Origin of the sequence: Halalkalibacillus halophilus DSM 18494, assembly GCF_000423105.1 — a bacterium.
GTDB lineage: Bacteria > Bacillota > Bacilli > Bacillales > Alkalibacillaceae > Halalkalibacillus > Halalkalibacillus halophilus.
Genome location: NZ_AUHI01000019.1, coordinates 28,369 through 48,088, shown reverse-complemented (window position 1 = coordinate 48,088; position 19,720 = coordinate 28,369). Strand labels below are relative to the sequence as shown.

18 protein-coding genes are annotated in these 19,720 nt (G+C 39.3%); 16 read left to right on the top strand and 2 right to left on the bottom strand.

The window, feature by feature from the left end:
• The 6 genes from G532_RS16090 to G532_RS0110970 all read left to right on the top strand — a co-directional run.
• Positions 1 to 144 (top strand): transposase (locus G532_RS16090; protein ID WP_211220363.1); only part of this gene is annotated, 144 nt, incomplete at its 5' end.
• A 526-nt stretch (positions 145 to 670) separates the two neighbouring features.
• Positions 671 to 1,522 carry an ABC transporter substrate-binding protein gene (locus G532_RS0110990; protein WP_027964868.1) on the top strand — a complete coding sequence of 284 codons (852 nt, stop codon included), beginning with the start codon at positions 671 to 673 and terminating at the stop codon, positions 1,520 to 1,522.
• Positions 1,523 to 1,556: 34 nt separating this feature from the next.
• On the top strand, positions 1,557 to 2,216 hold the full coding sequence (locus tag G532_RS0110985) for an amino acid ABC transporter permease (protein WP_027964867.1): 660 nt from the start codon (positions 1,557 to 1,559) through the stop codon (positions 2,214 to 2,216).
• Positions 2,209 to 2,931 carry an amino acid ABC transporter ATP-binding protein gene (locus tag G532_RS0110980; protein ID WP_027964866.1) on the top strand — a complete coding sequence of 241 codons (723 nt, stop codon included), beginning with the start codon at positions 2,209 to 2,211 and terminating at the stop codon, positions 2,929 to 2,931. Before G532_RS0110985 ends, G532_RS0110980 begins: the two co-directional genes overlap by 8 nt.
• Positions 2,932 to 3,035: 104 nt before the next feature.
• Positions 3,036 to 4,664, top strand: a complete 1,629-nt coding sequence (locus G532_RS15195; RefSeq protein ID WP_084500716.1) for a BCCT family transporter — start codon at positions 3,036 to 3,038, stop codon at positions 4,662 to 4,664.
• 106 nt (positions 4,665 to 4,770) lie between these two features.
• The gene (locus G532_RS0110970) at positions 4,771 to 5,553 is read left to right on the top strand and encodes a DUF3298 and DUF4163 domain-containing protein (protein ID WP_027964865.1); all 783 of its coding nucleotides are present in this window, start codon (positions 4,771 to 4,773) and stop codon (positions 5,551 to 5,553) included.
• A gap of 290 nt (positions 5,554 to 5,843) precedes the next feature.
• On the opposite strand, the gene G532_RS0110965 is transcribed toward G532_RS0110970, so the two are convergent.
• Together G532_RS0110965 and G532_RS0110960 are read right to left on the bottom strand one after the other, a co-directional pair.
• Positions 5,844 to 7,685, bottom strand: a complete 1,842-nt coding sequence (locus G532_RS0110965) for an ABC transporter ATP-binding protein (protein ID WP_027964864.1) — start codon at positions 7,683 to 7,685, stop codon at positions 5,844 to 5,846.
• Positions 7,675 to 9,405 (bottom strand): ABC transporter ATP-binding protein, encoded by a 1,731-nt coding sequence (locus G532_RS0110960; RefSeq protein WP_027964863.1) that lies wholly within the window; start codon positions 9,403 to 9,405, stop codon positions 7,675 to 7,677. The genes G532_RS0110965 and G532_RS0110960 overlap by 11 nt, the downstream gene beginning before the upstream one ends.
• Positions 9,406 to 9,586: 181 nt before the next feature.
• On the opposite strand from G532_RS0110960, the gene G532_RS0110955 reads away from it, so the two are divergent.
• From G532_RS0110955 to G532_RS15190, 10 genes are all read left to right on the top strand, one after another.
• The gene (locus G532_RS0110955; protein ID WP_027964862.1) at positions 9,587 to 10,087 is read left to right on the top strand and encodes a GNAT family N-acetyltransferase; all 501 of its coding nucleotides are present in this window, start codon (positions 9,587 to 9,589) and stop codon (positions 10,085 to 10,087) included.
• A gap of 30 nt (positions 10,088 to 10,117) precedes the next feature.
• A complete protein-coding gene (locus tag G532_RS0110950) occupies positions 10,118 to 12,763 on the top strand; it encodes an MMPL family transporter (RefSeq protein ID WP_027964861.1) in 2,646 nt (881 codons plus the stop codon).
• 100 nt (positions 12,764 to 12,863) lie between these two features.
• A complete protein-coding gene (locus G532_RS0110945; RefSeq protein ID WP_051189151.1) occupies positions 12,864 to 14,012 on the top strand; it encodes a M20 family metallopeptidase in 1,149 nt (382 codons plus the stop codon).
• 3 nt (positions 14,013 to 14,015) lie between these two features.
• Complete coding sequence (locus tag G532_RS0110940; RefSeq protein WP_051189150.1) at positions 14,016 to 14,372, top strand: hypothetical protein; 357 nt, start codon at positions 14,016 to 14,018, stop codon at positions 14,370 to 14,372.
• Between the two features lie 19 nt (positions 14,373 to 14,391).
• The gene (locus tag G532_RS0110935; RefSeq protein ID WP_027964858.1) at positions 14,392 to 15,252 is read left to right on the top strand and encodes a 5'-3' exonuclease; all 861 of its coding nucleotides are present in this window, start codon (positions 14,392 to 14,394) and stop codon (positions 15,250 to 15,252) included.
• Between the two features lie 12 nt (positions 15,253 to 15,264).
• Positions 15,265 to 15,699 carry a pyrimidine dimer DNA glycosylase/endonuclease V gene (locus G532_RS0110930; protein ID WP_027964857.1) on the top strand — a complete coding sequence of 145 codons (435 nt, stop codon included), beginning with the start codon at positions 15,265 to 15,267 and terminating at the stop codon, positions 15,697 to 15,699.
• A 315-nt stretch (positions 15,700 to 16,014) separates the two neighbouring features.
• Entirely contained in the window at positions 16,015 to 16,983 is a 969-nt protein-coding gene (locus G532_RS0110920) for a ring-cleaving dioxygenase (protein WP_027964855.1), read from the top strand.
• Positions 16,984 to 17,307: 324 nt separating this feature from the next.
• Positions 17,308 to 17,661, top strand: coding sequence for a hypothetical protein (locus tag G532_RS0110915; RefSeq protein WP_027964854.1), 354 nt, complete (start codon positions 17,308 to 17,310; stop codon positions 17,659 to 17,661).
• Positions 17,654 to 18,523 (top strand): DMT family transporter, encoded by an 870-nt coding sequence (locus G532_RS0110910; RefSeq protein WP_027964853.1) that lies wholly within the window; start codon positions 17,654 to 17,656, stop codon positions 18,521 to 18,523. The genes G532_RS0110915 and G532_RS0110910 overlap by 8 nt, the downstream gene beginning before the upstream one ends.
• 48 nt (positions 18,524 to 18,571) lie before the next feature.
• Positions 18,572 to 19,717: an acyl-CoA dehydrogenase family protein gene (locus G532_RS15190; protein WP_035512939.1), complete on the top strand. Its 1,146-nt coding sequence runs from the start codon at positions 18,572 to 18,574 to the stop codon at positions 19,715 to 19,717.
• Positions 19,718 to 19,720 lie beyond the last annotated feature (3 nt).

Sequence of the window (19,720 nt, the reverse complement as noted above, 5' to 3'; positions counted from 1 at the left end):
CAGGAAGTAAGGCGGCGGGAACAGGTCGCGCGCATTTTCCCCAATGAAAAGGCCGCGTTTCGTCTAATTGGAGCCGTGTTAATGGATTACAACGATAACCTAGATCGAGGCAACCGCAAGTATATCTATCGAGCGAACACGTAGTCATTTGACACCGCCCTTAGGGACCATGCATCTCGAGGTCAACAGGCAGCTTTTCAAAAATTCTGCCTCTCTGCCTAAAAGGCTCGCATGGTCCCTCCTCGGCGTCAAATGCGCAGCGTTATCTAGACGAAGTCGTCCCCTAGATGACCCGCTCTACCCACAGGTGAAAATGAAGTAGCACTTTTACACATAATTATGGACTTGACAATTCTAATAGAAGATTTGTGGATATAGAGTGACTTTTATGGATAAAGTTCATTTTATATTGATATTCACGTCACAATTCTGGATATAAAAAAATTCTCGTGGATAAACGAGAAGCATTCTGGATATAAGGCGACATTTCTGGATTAATTTCTATTTTTCTTCTGTTCATTTTCCTGATAGTTACCCTCCACTAATGAAAGCCCTTTCAATTATCTGAATTATTTTACTTTATTTTTATGCATGAAATTGCCTTTCAATCTATATGTTACTGTGTTATTATTCGTTTAATCGTATAAATATACAAAAGGAGTGCATAGAAATGAATAAACAGAAATGGCTTTTATTTTTACTAGCAGGATTACTTATTTTCGTATTAGCAGCATGTGGAGCAGGGGATGAGGAGGATGAAACTTCTGCAGAAAATGAAGATGATACGGAAGAAACGGAACAAACCGAAGATACAGAAGCAGAAAGTCAGGAAGAAGAAGCTTCAAATGATGGCCAAGTGATCAGTATGGGAACGTCAGCAGATTTTCCACCATTTGAATCTTTTGACGAATCGGGAGAATTTGTAGGGTTCGATATTGACCTTGCGAATATGATTGCAGAGGAATTAGGTTATGAACTTGAAATACAGGATATGAATTTTGATGGACTAATTGGGGCGTTACAATCAGGACGTGTAGATATGGTGCTTGCTGGAATGTCTGCTACAGAAGAACGTCAAGAGAACGTAAACTTCTCTACGCCTTATCATCATTCAGGGGAAATGTTTGTTACACAGCCTGATTCAGACGTTCAGGAAATGGAAGATTTAGAAGGTCAAACAGTCGGTGTACAGTTAGGGACGATTCAGGAAGAAGGAGCTCGCCAACTGCAAGAGGAATATGATTTTGAGTTAAAGCAAGTGGATGAAGCGACTAATTTAATTCAAGAAATAATGACAAATCGTATTGATGTAGCCTATATGGACAAGACGGTTGCGGAAGGTTATATCGAAGAACAAGATTTAACCGGATTTGATGATACATCTTCTGCTGCTCCTGGAATGGCTGTAGCTTTTCCAAAAGATAGTGAAATTCATGAAGAAGTAAGTGAAATTATTGAGCAATTCTTAGATGATGGAACAATTGCAGAATTAGAAGAGAAATGGGAATTAGACGAAGAATAGATTGATAGACTAAGAGAATAGAGGTGACTAAGGCATGAATTTGGATTTTACCCAAATCGTGCCTTATATTCCTTTTATGCTTGAAGGAATATGGGTAACGTTACAGTTTGTGATTATAGCAATTATATTTGGTTTTATATTAGGGTCGATCATCGCATTAGTAAAGATAGGCAAATTTCCTATTTTGCGTTTTTTAGCGGATGCATATACCTCTATTTTTCGTGGAACCCCATTGATTCTTCAATTAATGCTTATTTATTATGCAGTGCCACAATTAACTGGGTATGATATTTCCCCGTTTTTATCAGCCATTCTTACATTTGGGTTGAACTCTTCTGCATATGTTTCTGAGATTATTCGTGCTGGAATTCAGGCTGTAGATAAGGGTCAAAAAGAGGCAGCAGAAGCACTGGGAATTCCTTACCGTCCAATGATGTTTAAGATCATTTTACCGCAGGCGATGAAAAATATTTTACCCGCACTGATGAATGAATTTATTACATTAACGAAAGAATCCGCTTTGGTTTCTGTGATCAGTTATCTGGACTTAATGCGTCGTGCCCAAGTCGTAGGTTCTGATATTTATAGAAATTTTGAACCGTTAATGTTTGTTGGCTTGATTTATTATTGTCTCGTGATGATCTTAACTTTAATAGGAAAGTATGTGGAAAAGAGGTTGAGAACTAGTGATTAAAGTAGAGCATTTGCATAAAAGCTTCGGCAAAACGGAAGTGTTAACGGATCTAAATACATCTATTGAAAAAGGGGAAGTATTGACGATCATTGGTCCATCTGGGTCGGGTAAATCTACCTTTTTAAGATGTATCAATTTACTGGAACAACCAACGTCTGGACATATTTATTTGAACGGGGAGGATATTACTAAACCTAATGCGGATACATTAAAACTTCGTAAACAGGTGGGGATGGTATTTCAGCATTTTCACTTATTTCCCCATATGAATGTTTTGGATAATTTGACGTATGCACCAATGACGGTAAAAGGGACTGCTAAAAAAGAAGCGCAATCTTTAGCTCGTGACTTGTTGTTCAAAGTAGGGTTATCTGAAAAAGAAGATGCGTACCCAAGCAGTTTATCAGGTGGCCAAAAGCAACGTGTGGCTATTGCGAGGGCGCTAGCAATGGAGCCAGAGTTGATGTTATTTGATGAGCCGACGTCTGCATTAGACCCTGAAATGGTTAAAGAAGTGTTGGATGTAATTAAAGACCTTGCCCATGGTGGAATGACATTAGCAGTAGTAACCCATGAGATGGGGTTTGCCAAAGAAGTGGCTGACCGTGTGATTTTTATGGATCAAGGAATGATTGTAGAAGAAAGTAATCCGAAAAAGTTTTTTGAAAAGCCTGAGACCGTGAGAGCCCAATCATTTTTGGATAAAGTGTTGTAATTTGTAAGTAATAATTATGTTTACATGTTTTCGATTTGCTTGCTAGGGTATATTAATTACATTCCTGTACTTAATATTCTAACTACTATTGGGGGCAAGCACACATGAAAACACCACATTTTAAAAATCCGGTATTTTATGTATCTGCTTCAATTGTCTCTATTTTAGTATTAATTGGTGCATTTATGCCGGCTGCTTTCGGTTCTGTAGCTGAACAATTATTTTTATTCACTACAGATAACTTCGGGTGGTTTTACTTAATTTCCGTATTTGTTATTATTTTGTTTTTAATTTACTTAGCTATAAGCCGTTTTGGGAAAATTCGTCTTGGAGGGGAAGAGGAACGACCAGAATACCCGTTTTTTACATGGATTGGGATGCTTTTCTCAGCTGGGTTCGGCGTGGGACTAGTATTCTGGGGTGTTGCAGAACCAATGACTCACTTTTTCGAAACGCCTTTCCCGGATGTGGAAGGTCAATCGGAAGAAGCAGCTCGGATCGCGATGGGTTATTCTTTCTTCCACTGGGGAATAAGTCAGTGGTCGGTTTTTGCGATTGTTGGTTTAGTTGTTGGTTTCATGCAGTTTAGAAGGAATGATGCTGGTTTAATATCTAAAGCAATGGAGCCTGTAACTGGGAGAAAACCAATTGTAACGAATACGATTGATTCTTTTGCAGTTATCGCTACTGTTATGGGGGTTGCAACTTCATTAGGTCTCGGTGTTTTGCAGATGAATGGTGGAATATCATCTGTGACTGATCTGCCGAATGCTACATGGATGCAAATTGCGATTATTATCGTGATGTTTATCGCTTATATGATTTCTTCTACAACAGGACTAGATAAAGGAATTAAATATTTAAGTAATGTGAACTTATCACTTTGTTTATTATTATTTGTTTTTGTATTAATTGCAGGCCCTACGGTATTTATACTTAACGCGTTTACTGCAGGGATAGGAGATTACTTAAGACATTTCGTTGCTTATAGTTTCCGATTAACACCATATGAAGGAAGTGTCTGGGTTCGTGACTGGACGGTTTTCTACTGGTCTTGGGCAATTGCATGGTCACCGTTTGTTGGTGCCTTCGTGGCAAGAGTATCGCGTGGTCGTACCATTCGTGAATATGTATTTGGTGTAATGGTAGTACCTCCTGTAATCGCGTGTATGTGGATTGCAGCATTTGGTGGTACAGCAGTATTTATGGATTTAAATCAAGGTACGGATATTGCAACGGCAGTTAATGAAGATATAACGGTTGCCTTATTCCAGACATATGAACATTTACCGATGACGACTATTTTATCTGTACTATCTTTACTGTTAATCTTTACGTTCTTAGTAACATCAGCGGACTCAGCTTCATTTATCCTAGGTTCGATGACATCGAAGGGTAGCCTGACACCACCATTAGTATTGAAGCTTGTATGGGGTGTATTAATTTCCGCAATTGCTGGTGTGCTATTACTAGCTGGTGGATTAGATGCACTACAAACGGCGTCTCTGGTGTCGGCATTGCCATTTACGGTGATTATGTTAATCATGATTATGGCAATCTTTAAGTTGATTCGAAAAGAGCCTGTGCCGATTTCGAAACGAGAATTGAAACACTTTAAACGAGTAGCGATGGAAAGTGAAAAATCTGATATTCCACCTGAGGGATATGAAGAAGAACAAGAAGCACAAGATACAGATGATCATTCCAGTGAGGATGATCAAGATAAGAAATAAATAAAATTGTGGTCCTAATTATGGGGCCACGATTTTTATTTTTAGGCATAATAATCGCCATATAGACACATGACTAAGAAAAAGATGTGAGGTAGGTTATGTGTTTATGGGTATCCAGATGCTTCGTTATTTTTTAGTGGCCTTGTTTCTTAGTATGCTAGTTGGGCTTATTTTATTTTCACCTTTAGAGGAAGGGATCGCCTCTGAGGAGGTTGAAGAAGAGTCTGCTTACGAAAATATTTATATACGAACAATCATTGATAGGGAAGAAGATTATAAAACACAAATAGAAATTCCGATTTTTCAATATGAGCAATTGAATATATATTTTGCCCAATATGCTGAGCAAGTGAAACAACAGTTTTTGCAGGAATTAGAGGAGCTTGATAGTGTCGATTCGCACCGACCTGGTGATCTTATTGTAGGTTTGGAAATTTACCCTGCTGGTGAACAAATATATTCCCTTGTTTTTGCAGAAGAAGCCTATACAGGTGGGGCAAATGTGAATCAACGAACGAAAGTCGAAATGGTCGATTTAAACACAGGAGAATTAATCGATCGCGATCAACTGTTTAACGATCCAGAAGCGGCTTGGAAAGAGTTGTCAGAGATGGTGGCGGAACGTTTAGAGAAATCAGAGTACTATAAGGATTATATTTTAGATGAAGAACTTTCAGCGTGGAAGAATCAGACGACACCTGACTTTCATCAAATGTTTATTCGTGATGGAGAAGTCGTATTTAAATTTAATAAATATGAAGTAGTCGCAGGAGTGGCAGGTATGCCTGAGATTGGGATTCCAATTAAAGATGCGGAAGAATTGTTCCATCCAGAGTGGTTGGAACGGCTAAATCTAGAGCAGAATTCTAGTTCGGATTATTATTTGTAGTTTTGTTGAGTGATATATCAGCGATTACGGGAATATATCAGCCGTCGCAGAAGGGTATCAGCGATTACGGGAATATATCAGCCGTCGCAGAAGGATATCAGCGTTTACGAAAATATATCAGCCGTCGCAGAAGGATATCAGCGGTTAAGAGAATATATCAGCCGTCGCAGAAGGATATCAGCGATTACGGGAATATATCAGCACTCGCAGAAATATATCAACGATCAAGAGAAAATATCATGTAAAAACAGAAACCCGTATTACAAAAGCTAATACGGGTTTCTGCACGTCTATGCTTGTTCTTTTAATTGTGTTTGAAAGAGTTCTTTATATTTTCCGTTTTGCTGTATGAGTTGTTGATGGGATCCGCTTTCAATAATTTTACCGTGTTCCATCATGATAATTTGATCGGCGCGTTGAATAGTATTTAAGCGGTGTGCGATTACAAAGCTTGTTTTGCCTTGCATTAAATGTTGCAACGCTTCTTGGATTTTAATCTCGGTTACGGTGTCGATACTGCTTGTTGCTTCGTCTAGGACGAGTATTTTCGGGTTAGATAAAATAACTCGAGCAATCGTCAGTAATTGTTTTTGTCCTTGGCTAATTCCGCTTCCATCTGGGTCTAACAGGGTATCATACTGTTCAGGAAGTTTCATAATGAAGGAGTGTGCATTGGCTTCTTTAGCTGCTGCAACAACTGCTTCATCGCTTGCATCCAATTTTCCGTATCGAATATTTTCTCTAATCGTGCCTTCGAATAAAAAGGCATCTTGAAGCACAAAGCCCATATGTTTTCGTAAGCTGGAGCGCTTCATTTGATTCAATTCATACCCGTCTAATCGAATGTTACCGGAATCATAATTATAAAATCGGGATAATAGATTAATGATCGTCGTCTTACCAGCACCAGTATGACCTACAAAGGCGACGGTGGAACCAGCTTCCGCTTCAAATGACACTTCGTTTAATACAACTTCATCTTCATCATAGGAAAAGACCACATCATCAAAAACGACATTCCCCTGAGGATCTTCTATTTCTAATGCTTCTGATTCATCTAATTCTTCACTATCTTCATCAATAATATCGAAGACCCGTTCTGCACCGGCTACCGCTGCAAGCAACTGGTTAAATTGATTCGATAGCTCATTCAAAGGACGAGTAAATTGTCTAGCAAGCTCTGTGAAGATGACAATCGTACCAACTGTGACTAGGCTTTCTCCTTGTATGGCAAGTAATCCACCGACAAATGCTATGATCGCAAAACTAAAGGAATTTAGCATATTCATTAGTTTAGGAATAAAACCTGAGAACACAGCAGCCCAATAACTAGAGAACATCACTTGGTTGTTTCGTTCATCAAATTCTTGTTTGACTCGGTCTTCTTGAGAGAACGTTTTAACAATTCGCTGGCCAGATATCGTTTCTTCTACATAACCATTCATTTCTCCGAGCCTACGCTGTTGGATTTTGAATAATGGACCGGTCCGTTTGGTGATCCACTTCATTCCGAATACCATCATCGGAATAATGGTCATGGTAACAAGAGTTAAGATAGGACTTAAATAAAGCATGACAGCAACGGTTCCGACTAAAGTCAGGATACTCTGGAATATTTGAATAACTGATTGATTTAACGTATTACTTACATTGTCGACGTCATTTGTCACACGGCTCATGATTTCCCCAAATTGTCGTTTATCAAAAAAGGAAATCGGAAGTTCATGTAATTTATGAAATAATTCTTTTCGTAAGTCATAAACCGTATGTTGGGCGATCCCAATCATAAAGAAGTTTTGTAGGAAAATAGCTAAAGAGTATCCAACATAAATGACTAATAACCATAAAAGTAATGTCCCAAGTCCGCTCGGATTTCCAGCAACAATGTGTTCATCTACTCCCGTACCAATCATGTAAGGTCCTAATAGAGATAGGGCAGAACTTATCATGACCATGAAAATTACAAATAACAACATGTAATTTTCTTTCAGTAAATAGCGCCATATTCTAGTGATGGTTCCTTTCCAGTCACGTACTTTTGGTTTAGCCTTCTCATCTTTGACCTTACTCGCCTCATCTAGATCAATCTTTTCGTATTGGAAGGGTTCTTTGATCGCTTGTTTAATGCTCATAGGCTTCTTCCTTTCCGAATTGAGACGTGACGATCTTTTGGTACATTTCCGAGTGTTGCATGAGTTCTTTATGAGTGCCTTCTGCAATTAATCTTCCGTCATCTAGTAGTAAAATACGATCGGCATTTTTAGCTGTGGTGATTTTTTGTGTGACGATCATTGTTGTGCATTGATAGTTCTCAATCGCATCCAAAAGTTTTTGTTCCGTTTGGAGGTCGAGCGCGCTTGTGCTGTCATCGAGCATGAGTATTTTAGGATTTCTAATGAGTGCCCGCGCAATGGATACACGTTGCTTTTGTCCACCAGAGAGGTTTACCCCTTTTTGTCCAATTTTCGTTTCATATCCATTTGGTAAGTTCATGACTGTTTCATGGATCTGTGCATCTTTTGCAGCCTGAATGACTTCTTCTCTGGTAGCGTCATTCTTGCCCCAAGCAATGTTGTTGTGGATTGAACCTGTGAATAAGAGAGGGGCCTGCGGGACAAAGCCGATCGCTCTTCTTAAATGATCTAATTTCATTGACTTCACATCATGTCCGTCTAGGAAAATTGTTCCTTTATGAACATCGTAAAGTCGCGGGATTAACTGAAATAAAGAAGATTTACCTGAACCTGTTGCACCAATAATCGCGATTTTTTCTTTCGGTTTCGCAGTAAAGCTAATTTCTTCAAGGACATCTACTTTTAATCCAGGATAACGAAAGGACACGTTGGAAAATTCAACTTTTCCTAATTGAATGCGTTTTTGATCACTTGCATCATCTGCTTCTAATAAATCAATATCAGCCTTCATGACATTCTCTAATCGTTCGGCTGATGCTTTCGCTCGAGCAAAGGCCATTGTTAAAAATCCAAACATAGAAATCGCCATGGAAACACGTAGAGCATAGTTTACAATCGCTACTATGTCCCCAACTGCAGCGTTGTCATTTTGTACTTCGATATTTCCAAACCAAAGAATAAATAACAAGCTTAAATTCATTACGAGTAATAAGACAGGCATAGACGTTTCAATTAAACGCAAAGAACTTTTCGTATCGCGCATCAAACCAGTATTTGCATCGACAAATCTTTCTTCTTCGTGGTTCTTTCTTAAAAAAGCTTTAATTAAACGAATCCCTGATAAATTTTCCTGCATGACACGATTGACATTATCTAAGCGAGCTTGCACCTGCTCAAATAATTTGCTTCCTTTTCGAAGCACCCAAAATAAGAAGAATAGCAAGGTAGGTACAGTTACAAGGAAAATCAAAGCAATTCTCCAATTGACGACAAAGGCCATGATGACACCACCAAGAACCATGAGAGGTGCTCGTAACATGATTCGAAGTGCCATAAAGATCCCGTTTTGAACTTGCCTTACATCATTGGTGAACCTAGTTATTAAAGCAGAAGTAGGGTATTCGTTTAGATTTTTAAACGAAAAAGCTTGAACTTTATTAAACAGACGTTGGCGGACATCGTAGCCAAACTGGAAGGTGGTATGTGCCGCAAAAAATGAATTGGTAATCCCTGCTGCAAATGAAAGCATCGCGAGACCTAGCATGATCGAGCCCCAAAAGATAATGTTAGACATTTCTTGATTCATAATTCCTTCGTCAATCATTTTACCGAGAAAGAAAGGAAGCATCAGCTCAACTGCTAATTCCACAAGCATTAGAGACCATGCGATAATGATATGTATTCGGTATGGCAGTAAGTCTGAAAATATATATTTCAATGGAAGGCCCCCAACGTGCAATGTTTTATCAATATAGTTTAAAATAGATCATAGAAATATAAATCTTAACTGTAGCTTCAAACGTTGTGAGAGCTTACAGGTGAATGACTATAACTTATTGTACCGTGAATCGAAATATTTTTATAGCGGAAAGTTTTAAATAGGAAAGGATCGTATAAATATGAAAATGAGAGAAGCACATCAAGGAGATCTACCAGCGATTTTAGAAATTTATAATGAAACAATTCGGACGTTGACCGCGTCGTTTAATGAACATGAAAAGGATCTTGAGGACCGTAGAAAATGGTTAGATGCGCACCAAGAACAATTCGTTGTTTTAGTGGCGGAAAATGACCAACAAGAAATTGTCGGCTATACGACTCTTTCTCCACACCACCAGGAAGATGGGTACTTGTATACTGCTGAGCTATCGATTTACTTAAGTTCTGCATTTCGCAAGCAAGGCTATGGTAAAAAGATGATGGAACAAACGATTAATATTGCGGAAGAAAGAGGATTTCACACCATCATCAGTAGTATTACAGATGGGAACGAAGGAAGTGTTCGCCTGCATGAGTTATTTGGGTTTGAACATGTTGGAACTTTTAAACAAGTGGGATATAAATTCGATGAATGGTTAGATGTTGTTTATTACCAGAAGATATTGGGAAAAAATAATTAATTTTAATTTTTGCAGTTGGGGAGTTAGCTCATGGGGAAAATAATTCAATATAGATGGTTCGTCTTATTCAGCGTGATTGTACTTACTGTAGGGATGTTTGTCATTTCTCCTGACCTAACAGAGCAAGCGGAAGAAGCGGGTAATTTTCAATTAGCTGATGATGCTGATTCACAAAGAGCAGCTCAAATGTTAGAAGAGGCAGATGCTTCTCCTGATACAATTTCTGTTGTCTTTGCGTTAGAAAATCCGTTAAATGACGAAAGTCGGGACACCATTCAAACCGTTGTAGATGATTTACAAGATTATGGCGCTCCTGTTGTAGAAGTGATGAAGCCTTTAGAAAATGAACAAGCCGAAAACCAGTTTGTCTCAGAAGATGAGCAAACGGTTTTATTGCCAGTCACTGTGGAGGGAACCGAACAAGAAATCAATGCGTTTGCAGATACAGTGAAGTCAGAAACCCTTCCGGAAGAAATGGAAACGTATATGACAGGGGAGGCTCTGATTAATCATGATGTAAATATTAGTGCACAAGAGGGATTAGAGCGTACTGAAATCATTACAGTCATTATTATTTTCGGGTTATTATTAGCGGTCTTTCGTTCTGTAGTCACACCTCTGGTACCACTTGTGGCTGTTGGACTAACGTATCTATTAAGTCAGTCGATTGTTGCATTTTTAATTGAATGGTTTGGATTTCCAGTATCAAATTACACACAAATATTCTTAGTAGCAGTACTGTTTGGGATTGGGACAGATTACTGTATCTTGTTATTAAACCGTTACAAAGAAGAGTTAACCCTCGGAAAAGGGGTAGAGGAAGCGGTTATAGAAACGTATAGAACAGCAGGGAAAACGTTAGCCGCTAGTGCTGTTTCTGGGTTTATTGCCTTTTTCGTAATTATTTTTGCAGACTTTCCAATCTACAAATCTGCAGCAGGTGTAGCGATCGGGGTCATTATACTATTGTTTATCTTATTTACCGTCCTACCATTTTTCATGGTTGTGTTGAAAGATAAATTGTTTTGGCCATCCAAAAAAGCCGCGACACATAATGAGAGTAAGCTTTGGAAAGGGTTTAGCTTTTTATCCGTTGTACGTCCAGTTCGTTCTATTTTACTGGTTGCGGTAATTATTGTGCCGCTACTTTTGTTATACGAAGACGACCTCTCCTTTAATATGACGGACGAAATAGGAAGTGGCTATGAGTCTGTTGAAGGTTTAGAAAGAATAGAAGAAGCATTCGGCGAAGGAGATGCATTACCAGTGCAAGTGGTGATGCAACAAGATCAAGATATAGCGACAGCCGAAGCGATTCCTCACCTAGAAAATATAACTAGCCAGATAGAAGGCGTCGAAGGTGTAGATGGTGTAAGAACAATTACACGTCCGGGTGGTGACCTTTTAGAGGGAATCACGGTGGAGGAGCATTATGAAACAATCGAGGAGAATATTCCTGAGTTAAATGACGGGATAGAACAATTAGCTCAAGGAATAGCGGAACTAGAGGAAGGATCGCTTTCTTTACAGCAACAAGCTCCAGAGCAAGTGTCTTCACAGCTTGAAACTTCCGCCGGGAATATAGCTGAAATAGAAGAAGAACTATCTGCTATTAGTGCTTCATTGGAAGAAGCGGAACAAGTTCCTGAAGCGTTAAATGATTTAGAAATCCTCGTCTCAGAATTAGAAACAGTTGAGGAGGACTTAGTCGAAATAAATGAAGAACTACAACCGTTAGGAGATCCAGTTGCCCCTTTAATCCAAGGGATAGAGGAAATCCAAACGGGAGTGGGAGATTCTGCTTCTGGTCTTCAGGATATAGTAGATGAATTTTCAGAAGCTGGCGAACTAGTAGAATCTATTCAAAATAGTGAAACAGCTGCGGAAACAAATATTTATTTACCAGAGGAGATTTTTGAAGAAGAAGATTTTAATAGTGTGCTCGATCAATTCACTTTCGCAAACGGAGAAGGCATGACGATGGAAGTGATTCTATCAGTCGATCCTTACTCGGTTGAAGCGATGGAAATACTAGAAGAAGTGAAAGAGACAGTAGAATCAACAGGCTTTACAGGCAAGCTAACAGGAATTGACGTAGCTTACAGCGGGGTTCCTAGTATAAACAGTGATTTGGACGAAATTTCATCTGATGATTATGTAAAAACAACCACCATTATGCTAAGTGCTTTATTTGTAATATTAGTGGTGCTATTGCGCTCACTTCTTATGCCTCTGTATATGATTGGTTCTTTACTTTTCACGTATTATGCATCCGTCAGTGTTGCCGAGATAGTCTTTGTGAATATGCTTGGCTATGACGGGATCAGCTGGGCAGTACCATTCTTTGGCTATGTGATGCTCGTTGCATTAGGTGTGGATTATTCGATCTTCTTATTAACAAGATATCAAGAAGAAGTGAAAAAAGGTGTAGGCTACAAAGAAGCGATGTCGATTGCAATGGCTAAAATGGGATCAGTAATCATTACAGCTGCAATTATTTTGGCTGGAACCTTTGCAGCAATGATTCCATCAGGAGTCTTAAGCCTTATGCAAATAGCAACCATTGTTATTACCGGTTTATTATTATACGGTTTGATTGTCTTGCCGCTATTCATTTCTGCGGTCACCGTGCTATTGGGGAAGTATGCTTGGTTCCCATTTTGGAAAAATAAATAATATGATGATCAAAATCAATAGATTTCTACAATGATTTGATCCCCAGTGACTTGTCAAAACGTGTATAATGAAGAAAGAGATGCAACATTGGAGGATTACAATGATCGACATAGTAGATTACTTGAAACACAGCGAAAAGGACATGCTTCAATTTCTAGAAGAGATCGTGAGGATGGAATCACCTTCACAGGAACCACAATTAACAGCGCAGTTAGCTGATTATTTAACGATATGCTTTGAAAAAATGACGAACGGGAAAACATCTCGCATTCACAGTGAGGAATACACAGACCATATTCGTGCAGAATGGGGAGAAGGCGAGAACCAGTTATTGATTCTTACTCATTTAGATACCGTATGGCCACAAGGCACGTTAGAAACGATGCCGTTTGAAGTGAAGGATGGCAAGGCTTACGGACCTGGTTCTTTTGATATGAAGGCTGGGATTGTTCAAGCAATTTATGCTATTCAAGCTCTTGAAACGAACGGGGTGGAACTGGATTGTAAGATTGTACTTTTAATCACGAGTGATGAGGAGCTAGGTAGTCCTACGTCAAAAGATTTCATTATAGAAGAAGCAAAAAAGAGTGAAGCAGTGTTTGTATTAGAACCCTCCCAAGGGGAAAATGGTGCATTGAAAACAGCAAGAAAAGGTGTCGGGACATATGATATCTCCATTAAAGGAATATCTTCGCATGCTGGAATTGAACCAGAAAAAGGCGCCAGTGCCATTGAAGAGTTAGCAGAGAAAATCACTTATTTATCTAATCTAACGGATTTGGATAAAGGGACTTCTGTGAACGTAGGCATTATTGATGGTGGTAGCTCGAAAAATGTCATTGCAGAAGAAGCCCACGCAGTAGTAGATGTTCGTGTTCAAACCCAGGAGGAGATGGACAGGATCGCGCCCTTAATTGAAGAATTAAAGCCAGTCGATGAGGAAGTTGAAATTCAGGTTGAGGGCGAAATTTACCGCCCCCCATTAGAGCGAACAGATGAAATAGAAGTTTTATTTGAAAAAGCACGTGACTTAGCAAAAACCTATTTAGATCTTGATTTGGAAGAGGAGTCGACAGGTGGTGGGAGCGATGCAAACTTTACCGCATCGATTGCTGCAACTTTAGATGGGCTTGGTGCAGTGGGTGACGGGGCGCATGCGAATCATGAGCATGTGATTATCTCACAAATGCCAAGAAGAAGTGCCTTACTCGCAATGCTTTTATGTGAATATGGAAAAGTGAGAAGTTGACGATTGTCGTCGACTTCTTTTTGGATAGAACATGATATACTATGGATAAATATTTTCGAAGGGAGTCTGGCGACTATTATTGAAAAACACCCTTATGTGAAGTTCAGAAGAGAAATTGATCATATCAATTTTGTGCAACGTAACATAGAAGAAGATTTTTATGTTTATTTATACAAGCATAAAGTGGTTAGCGACGAGCAAGAATTCCCAATCGAAACCGTCTTTGACATGTCCTATAAAATGTTATCTGGTATGTATGGCTTTTTATATTTGCATACAACAAAAGGCGTTTTTACGTATCAAATTAAAGATCGTCCGGATACATTCATAGCAGCATTTAGAGAAGTAGAAGTGAAGTAATTTTTAGGGGGAGAAGAAGATGAAGCAAAGTGTGTTATTAGTTGACGGGATGGCATTATTATTCCGAGCTTTTTATGCAACAGCGATGAGTAATTATTTTATGGTGAATAGTAAAGGTGTCCCTACCAATGCCGTCCATGGATTCGTGAAACACTTATTAACGGCGACGAATACGTTTCAACCATCGCACGTCATTTGTTGTTGGGATATGGGTAGTCATACATTCCGAAATGATTTATACGATCTATATAAAGCAAACAGAGGTGATCCACCAGAAGAGTTGATTCCTCAATTTGAATTAGTAAAAGAAGTAACAGAAGCGATGGACATCCCGAATATAGGGATTCCAGGTTATGAAGCAGATGATTGCATTGGAACACTGGCAAAAATATATAAAGACGATGCGAAGGTCGATATATTAACTGGTGACCAAGATATTCTGCAATTATTAGACGAAAGCACACGTGTTATTCTTCTTAAAAAAGGCTTTGGAAATTACGATGTCTATCATACGGAGAAATTTGTTGAAGAGAAGGGAATCACGCCTCATCAAATGATTGATCTAAAAGCAATGATGGGCGATAGCAGTGATAATTATCCTGGTGTTCGAGGGATAGGAGAGAAAACCGCGCTTAAACTTCTGATGACACACGGTTCTTTAGATACTATTCTTGAAAATTTAGACCAGCTCACCAAAGCACAACGAACCAAATTTGAGACAGATCTCGACATGGTCCAGCTATCTCGCAAGCTTGCAGAAATACATTGTGAAACAGGAGTTAGCTGCGACCTTGAAGATGCAGAATTCAAACTAGATCGTGATAAAGTCTTAGCTAAATTTGATGAAGTAGAATTTAAACGTCTCGAGGATCTACTTTAAGGGGGATGAAGTGTGCGTATATGGTCTGTTCACCCAACTTACTTAGATGCAAAAGGTCTCGTTGCATTATGGAGAGAAACATTGCTAGCGCAAAAAGTGTTGCAGGGGAACACAAAAGGTTATAAGAACCACCCCCAACTCGAACGTTTTAAAAAACAAGAAGATCCCTTATCCTCGATTGGAGCATACTTAACTTCCGTCTATGAAGAGGCAAATGCAAGAGGATACAAGTTCGACGCATCTAAAATCGTCTCTACAAAAGTTGTGGAAGTAGTGCCAGTTACAACGGGACAAATGCAATTTGAATGGGAACATCTTTTAATGAAATTAGCAACACGTGACCCCGTTCGATTAGAAGAGCTTCAACTATTAGAACAACAGTCCGTTCAATGTCACCCCCTTTTTCATGTCATTGATGGGGACATCGAGAATTGGGAAAAAGTATAGCCACCGAAAAACGTGTATAATAGCACGTTTTTTTATTTACAATAATTTTGACGACTGCTGTGTGGAGGTGCGTTCGGGCGGGGAGAAGCTCGATGCCGGCAAAAAAGCAGTCGATTCAGGTGAACCTATCGCTATGCCGGCAAAGGAGAGGTTGAATCGGGTAAACCTATCGTTATGCCGGCATAAGGTGCTGGATGCCGGCAAACAAGGCATGCGAATACTCACGCTCGGATCTTCAACCACCTTCAAAACAAATTACTTTGAATTCAAGATATTATTTGATATTATAAATATAGAAAAGAAAGGAAGATGAATATGGAACTTTTAGGAATACATCACTTATCTGCTATGACAGCAAAGGCACAGCGTAACGTTGATTTTTATACAGAAATACTAGGTATGCGAATGGTGAAAAAGACAGTGAATCAGGATGAACCATCTATGTATCATTTATTTTATGGGGATGAAGTTGGTAATCCAGGAACGGAATTAACTTTTTTCGAAATTCCTATGGCTGGTCAAAACCATGATGGGAACAAAAGTATCTCGACGACTTCTTTACGTGTCCCTAATGATCAAGCTCTTGAGTATTGGGAAACACGTTTAACCGAAGCGGATGTAAATCATGACGGAATCGTGGAGCAGTTTGGTAGAAAAGTGCTTCCGTTTAAAGATTTTGAGAATCAGCGTTTAATGTTGGTATCCGATGAAAATGATAGCGGGGTAGCTGGCGGGGTACCTTGGGAAAAGAGTGCTGCTGATCCTAAACATGGCATCATAGGTTTAGGTCCTATTCATTTAACCGTTCCAGAAATAGAGCCTACTGAGCAAGTGCTGTTAGAAGTAATGGGCTTTAAGCGAATTGGTGAATATAAACATTATCAAACAGAACGTGACGTAGTAGTATATGAAACGGGTGAAGGTGGAACTGGTGCGGAATTGCATGTGCATGAACGAACAGATTTACCTCCAGAAAGACTAGGTCGTGGAGGAGTCCACCACGTGGCTTTTCGTGTGAAAGATCAAGAGGAGCTTTATAAGTGGTTAGATCGCTTAAATGAAGCGCGATTAGGAAATTCCGGATATGTAGACCGATTTTATTTCAAGTCCCTATACTTCCGTGAGCCGAATGGTATTTTGTTTGAACTTGCAACAGATGGACCAGGCTTTGCGACCGATGAAGAGGAAGCTCATTTAGGGGAATCCTTAGCTCTTCCACCATTTCTAGAAAGTCGCCGAGAAGAAATTGAAAGTAAACTAAAACCCGTAAATTATAAAGGGTGAAATCGCATAATGCTCATTTCACTAAAAGAAGTACAATTCGTATAGAGATTTGTACTTCTTTTTTTCGTTCATCGGAATCGGGCGGACAGATGTGCTTTGCGGGCGGAAGGAAGTGCTTTTCGGGTGTAAGAATTTAGTTACAGGCGGATGGGGTGCTTAATCAGGTGTAAGATCCCTTTTGCCGGCATATAAACCTTAATGCCGGCAAACCTGTTCTAATTATTAGGACTCTACTACACTTATATAACTAGTAAGGTATCCACAGCATGCTCTTATGGAAAGTGTTACAATAAAAATAGAAAATACATAAAAAAGGTGAAGATGATGCGAAAAATTTATTGTCAAAAATGCGAAAAAGAGATCACTTCAAGAAAACAATTGTTTACAACGCAAATTTTCTTTTGGGTTGCTGCCTATTGTAGCACTTGTTATGTGGAGCGAATCAAATCGGTATCCTCACTTGCTGTAAGCAATACTCCTTTAAACGGGAAGTATTCAAATTTTCTAGCAGGTATAACAGTAATTGGGCTGTTTATGGTTTTTTTCGCAGAAATTCCTTATATTAAAATCCCTTTGATTGTTGTATTGAGCCTGGTTTTACTCATGCGTATTTATTCTTATATGCGATTTGAACGACATTTACCTGTCGTTGATGCGAGTAGCGATATAAATGAATAAGAGTGTATTACTCGTTTTAGCTGGGGCAATTTTATGGGGAACAACTGGAACAGCTCAAGCATTGGCTCCAGAAGCAGCATCACCATTAGTAATAGGCGCACTTCGCTTATTAATTGGTGGTGGTGCTTTATTTGTATTTATTTCATTTACGGGGAGATTAAAATTAGGAACCATTCCGAAAAAAGCGTTATTGATTAGTGCGCTTGCGATGGCATTGTATCAACCGTTCTTTTTTATTGGAGTAGATTTGACTGGTGTTGCCATAGGAACGGTCGTTGCGATTTGCAGCGCGCCGATGTTTGCTGGCATCTTAGAAGGATTTTTTTATAAAAAATTACCCGATAGAACTTGGATATTTTCCACCCTCTTAGCGATTACTGGCTGTACGCTTATTTTTCAAGGTGGCGGACAAATTGTTTTTGAACCTTCTGGCATGGTATATGCCCTTTTAGCAGGGTTGTCCTTTGCCACCTATACATTGGTTAGTAAAAGTCTTGTGGAACAGTATCCTTCTGATGTAGTCGTTGCATTGATTTTCTCAACAGCCGCAATCTTCTTACTACCCATTTTGTTTGTATCGGATTTAAGCTGGGTATTAGAAGTGGATGGTGCGCTGTCCGTTTTCCATTTAGGGATTCTAGCTACTGCCATTGCTTATATTGTATTCGCTCGAGGGTTAAAAGGTGTAGTCGCTTCCCATGCAGTGACACTCGCTTTAGCTGAGCCTTTAACAGCTGTACTTTTAGGAGTGTTCATATTAGGAGAAAGTTTAAGTGTCGTTTCGTTTACTGGCTTATTATTGATAGTAAGTGGGTTAGTTATCCTTTCTACCCAAGCAAGAAGGAGAAGAACACAAACATGATACGAATAAATTTCATATTGTAAAGATAGTTAGAGGAGGAGAGAAAAAGTGACATCGTCATTATTTATTAGAAATGAACGTGAGGGAAAATTGGTTGATCGTGCGAAGATGATTGCACAAGCGATCCAACCATATGCAGCAATCGGTGACAAACAAGCGCAATTACCGCAAGAAATTATTCAAATATTAAAGGATTATCAATATACGACCCTGACATTAGAAGAAGATTTAGGAGGGGAAGGTGCGAGCCTTTATGAATGGTTACTAATGCAAGAACAAATAGCGATTGCTGACGGTTCTACTGCATTATCCATTGGGTGGCATTTAGGTGTGATGCTTGAATTGCGCGATCATCAAGTGTGGGAAAAAGACCGTTACGACTATTTGTCTAATGAGGTTAGTAAACATAAGCTTGTGAATCGACTGACTACAGAACCCAACTCAGGTAGCCCGTCAAGAGGTGCTGTTCCGGAGACAACTGCTGAAAAACAGGGGGATATTTATGTAGTAGACGGCCGAAAAACCTTCAGTACATTAGCGGCTCACTTAGATTATGGAATCGTTTCTGTCTATTTTACGGAAGAAGACAGAGTAGGAACGTTGTTAATTGATCTTCAGTCAGAGGGTGTATCGGTTGAGAAAACGTGGGATACACTAGGAATGAGAGGGACAGGAAGTGATGATGTGATCTTTCATCAAGTCCATGTGCCAATTAATCATCTTGTGGAACTTCAAGGAGTAAAAAAATCAGTACCTAAAAGTTGGCTCCTGCACATTCCTACGTGTTACTTAGGAATTGCGCAAGCTGCTTATCAAGATGCATTAACCTTCGCTCAGGAGTTTGTGCCGGGAAGCTTAAATAAACCAATAGCAGAAGTAAGTCATATTCAGGAAAAATTAGGAGAAATGAAATTCCTTATTATGCGCTCTCGTCATCTACTTTATGATGTGGCACTTCGCGCGACGAAAAATGAAGGGCCTATCAACGAAGCCTTGCAGACAGTGAAAATTTCTATCACGAAAGATGCGCAACAAGTGGCCGAATTAGCCATGCAAATTGCAGGGGGTAGAAGTTTATCTAACCATTTACCATTCGAAAAATATTATCGTGATGTCCGCGCGGGATTACACAATCCTCCAATCGAAGAAGTTGTTCTCGAAAATTTCGCTAAAGCTGATTTAAACAATTCTTAAAGT

Bases quoted from the DNA above. Each gene is read 5' to 3' on its own strand.
- G532_RS0110990 (WP_027964868.1), top strand. From the start codon at position 671: ATGAATAAACAGAAATGGCTTTTATTTTTACTAGCAGGATTACTTATT.
- G532_RS0110985 (WP_027964867.1), top strand. From the start codon at position 1,557: ATGAATTTGGATTTTACCCAAATCGTGCCTTATATTCCTTTTATGCTT.
- G532_RS15195 (WP_084500716.1), top strand. From the start codon at position 3,036: ATGAAAACACCACATTTTAAAAATCCGGTATTTTATGTATCTGCTTCA.
- G532_RS0110970 (WP_027964865.1), top strand. From the start codon at position 4,771: ATGGGTATCCAGATGCTTCGTTATTTTTTAGTGGCCTTGTTTCTTAGT.
- G532_RS0110965 (WP_027964864.1), bottom strand. From the start codon at position 7,685: ATGAGCATTAAACAAGCGATCAAAGAACCCTTCCAATACGAAAAGATT.
- G532_RS0110955 (WP_027964862.1), top strand. From the start codon at position 9,587: ATGAAAATGAGAGAAGCACATCAAGGAGATCTACCAGCGATTTTAGAA.
- G532_RS0110950 (WP_027964861.1), top strand. From the start codon at position 10,118: ATGGGGAAAATAATTCAATATAGATGGTTCGTCTTATTCAGCGTGATT.
- G532_RS0110945 (WP_051189151.1), top strand. From the start codon at position 12,864: ATGATCGACATAGTAGATTACTTGAAACACAGCGAAAAGGACATGCTT.
- G532_RS0110935 (WP_027964858.1), top strand. From the start codon at position 14,392: ATGAAGCAAAGTGTGTTATTAGTTGACGGGATGGCATTATTATTCCGA.
- G532_RS0110920 (WP_027964855.1), top strand. From the start codon at position 16,015: ATGGAACTTTTAGGAATACATCACTTATCTGCTATGACAGCAAAGGCA.
- G532_RS0110915 (WP_027964854.1), top strand. From the start codon at position 17,308: ATGCGAAAAATTTATTGTCAAAAATGCGAAAAAGAGATCACTTCAAGA.
- G532_RS0110910 (WP_027964853.1), top strand. From the start codon at position 17,654: ATGAATAAGAGTGTATTACTCGTTTTAGCTGGGGCAATTTTATGGGGA.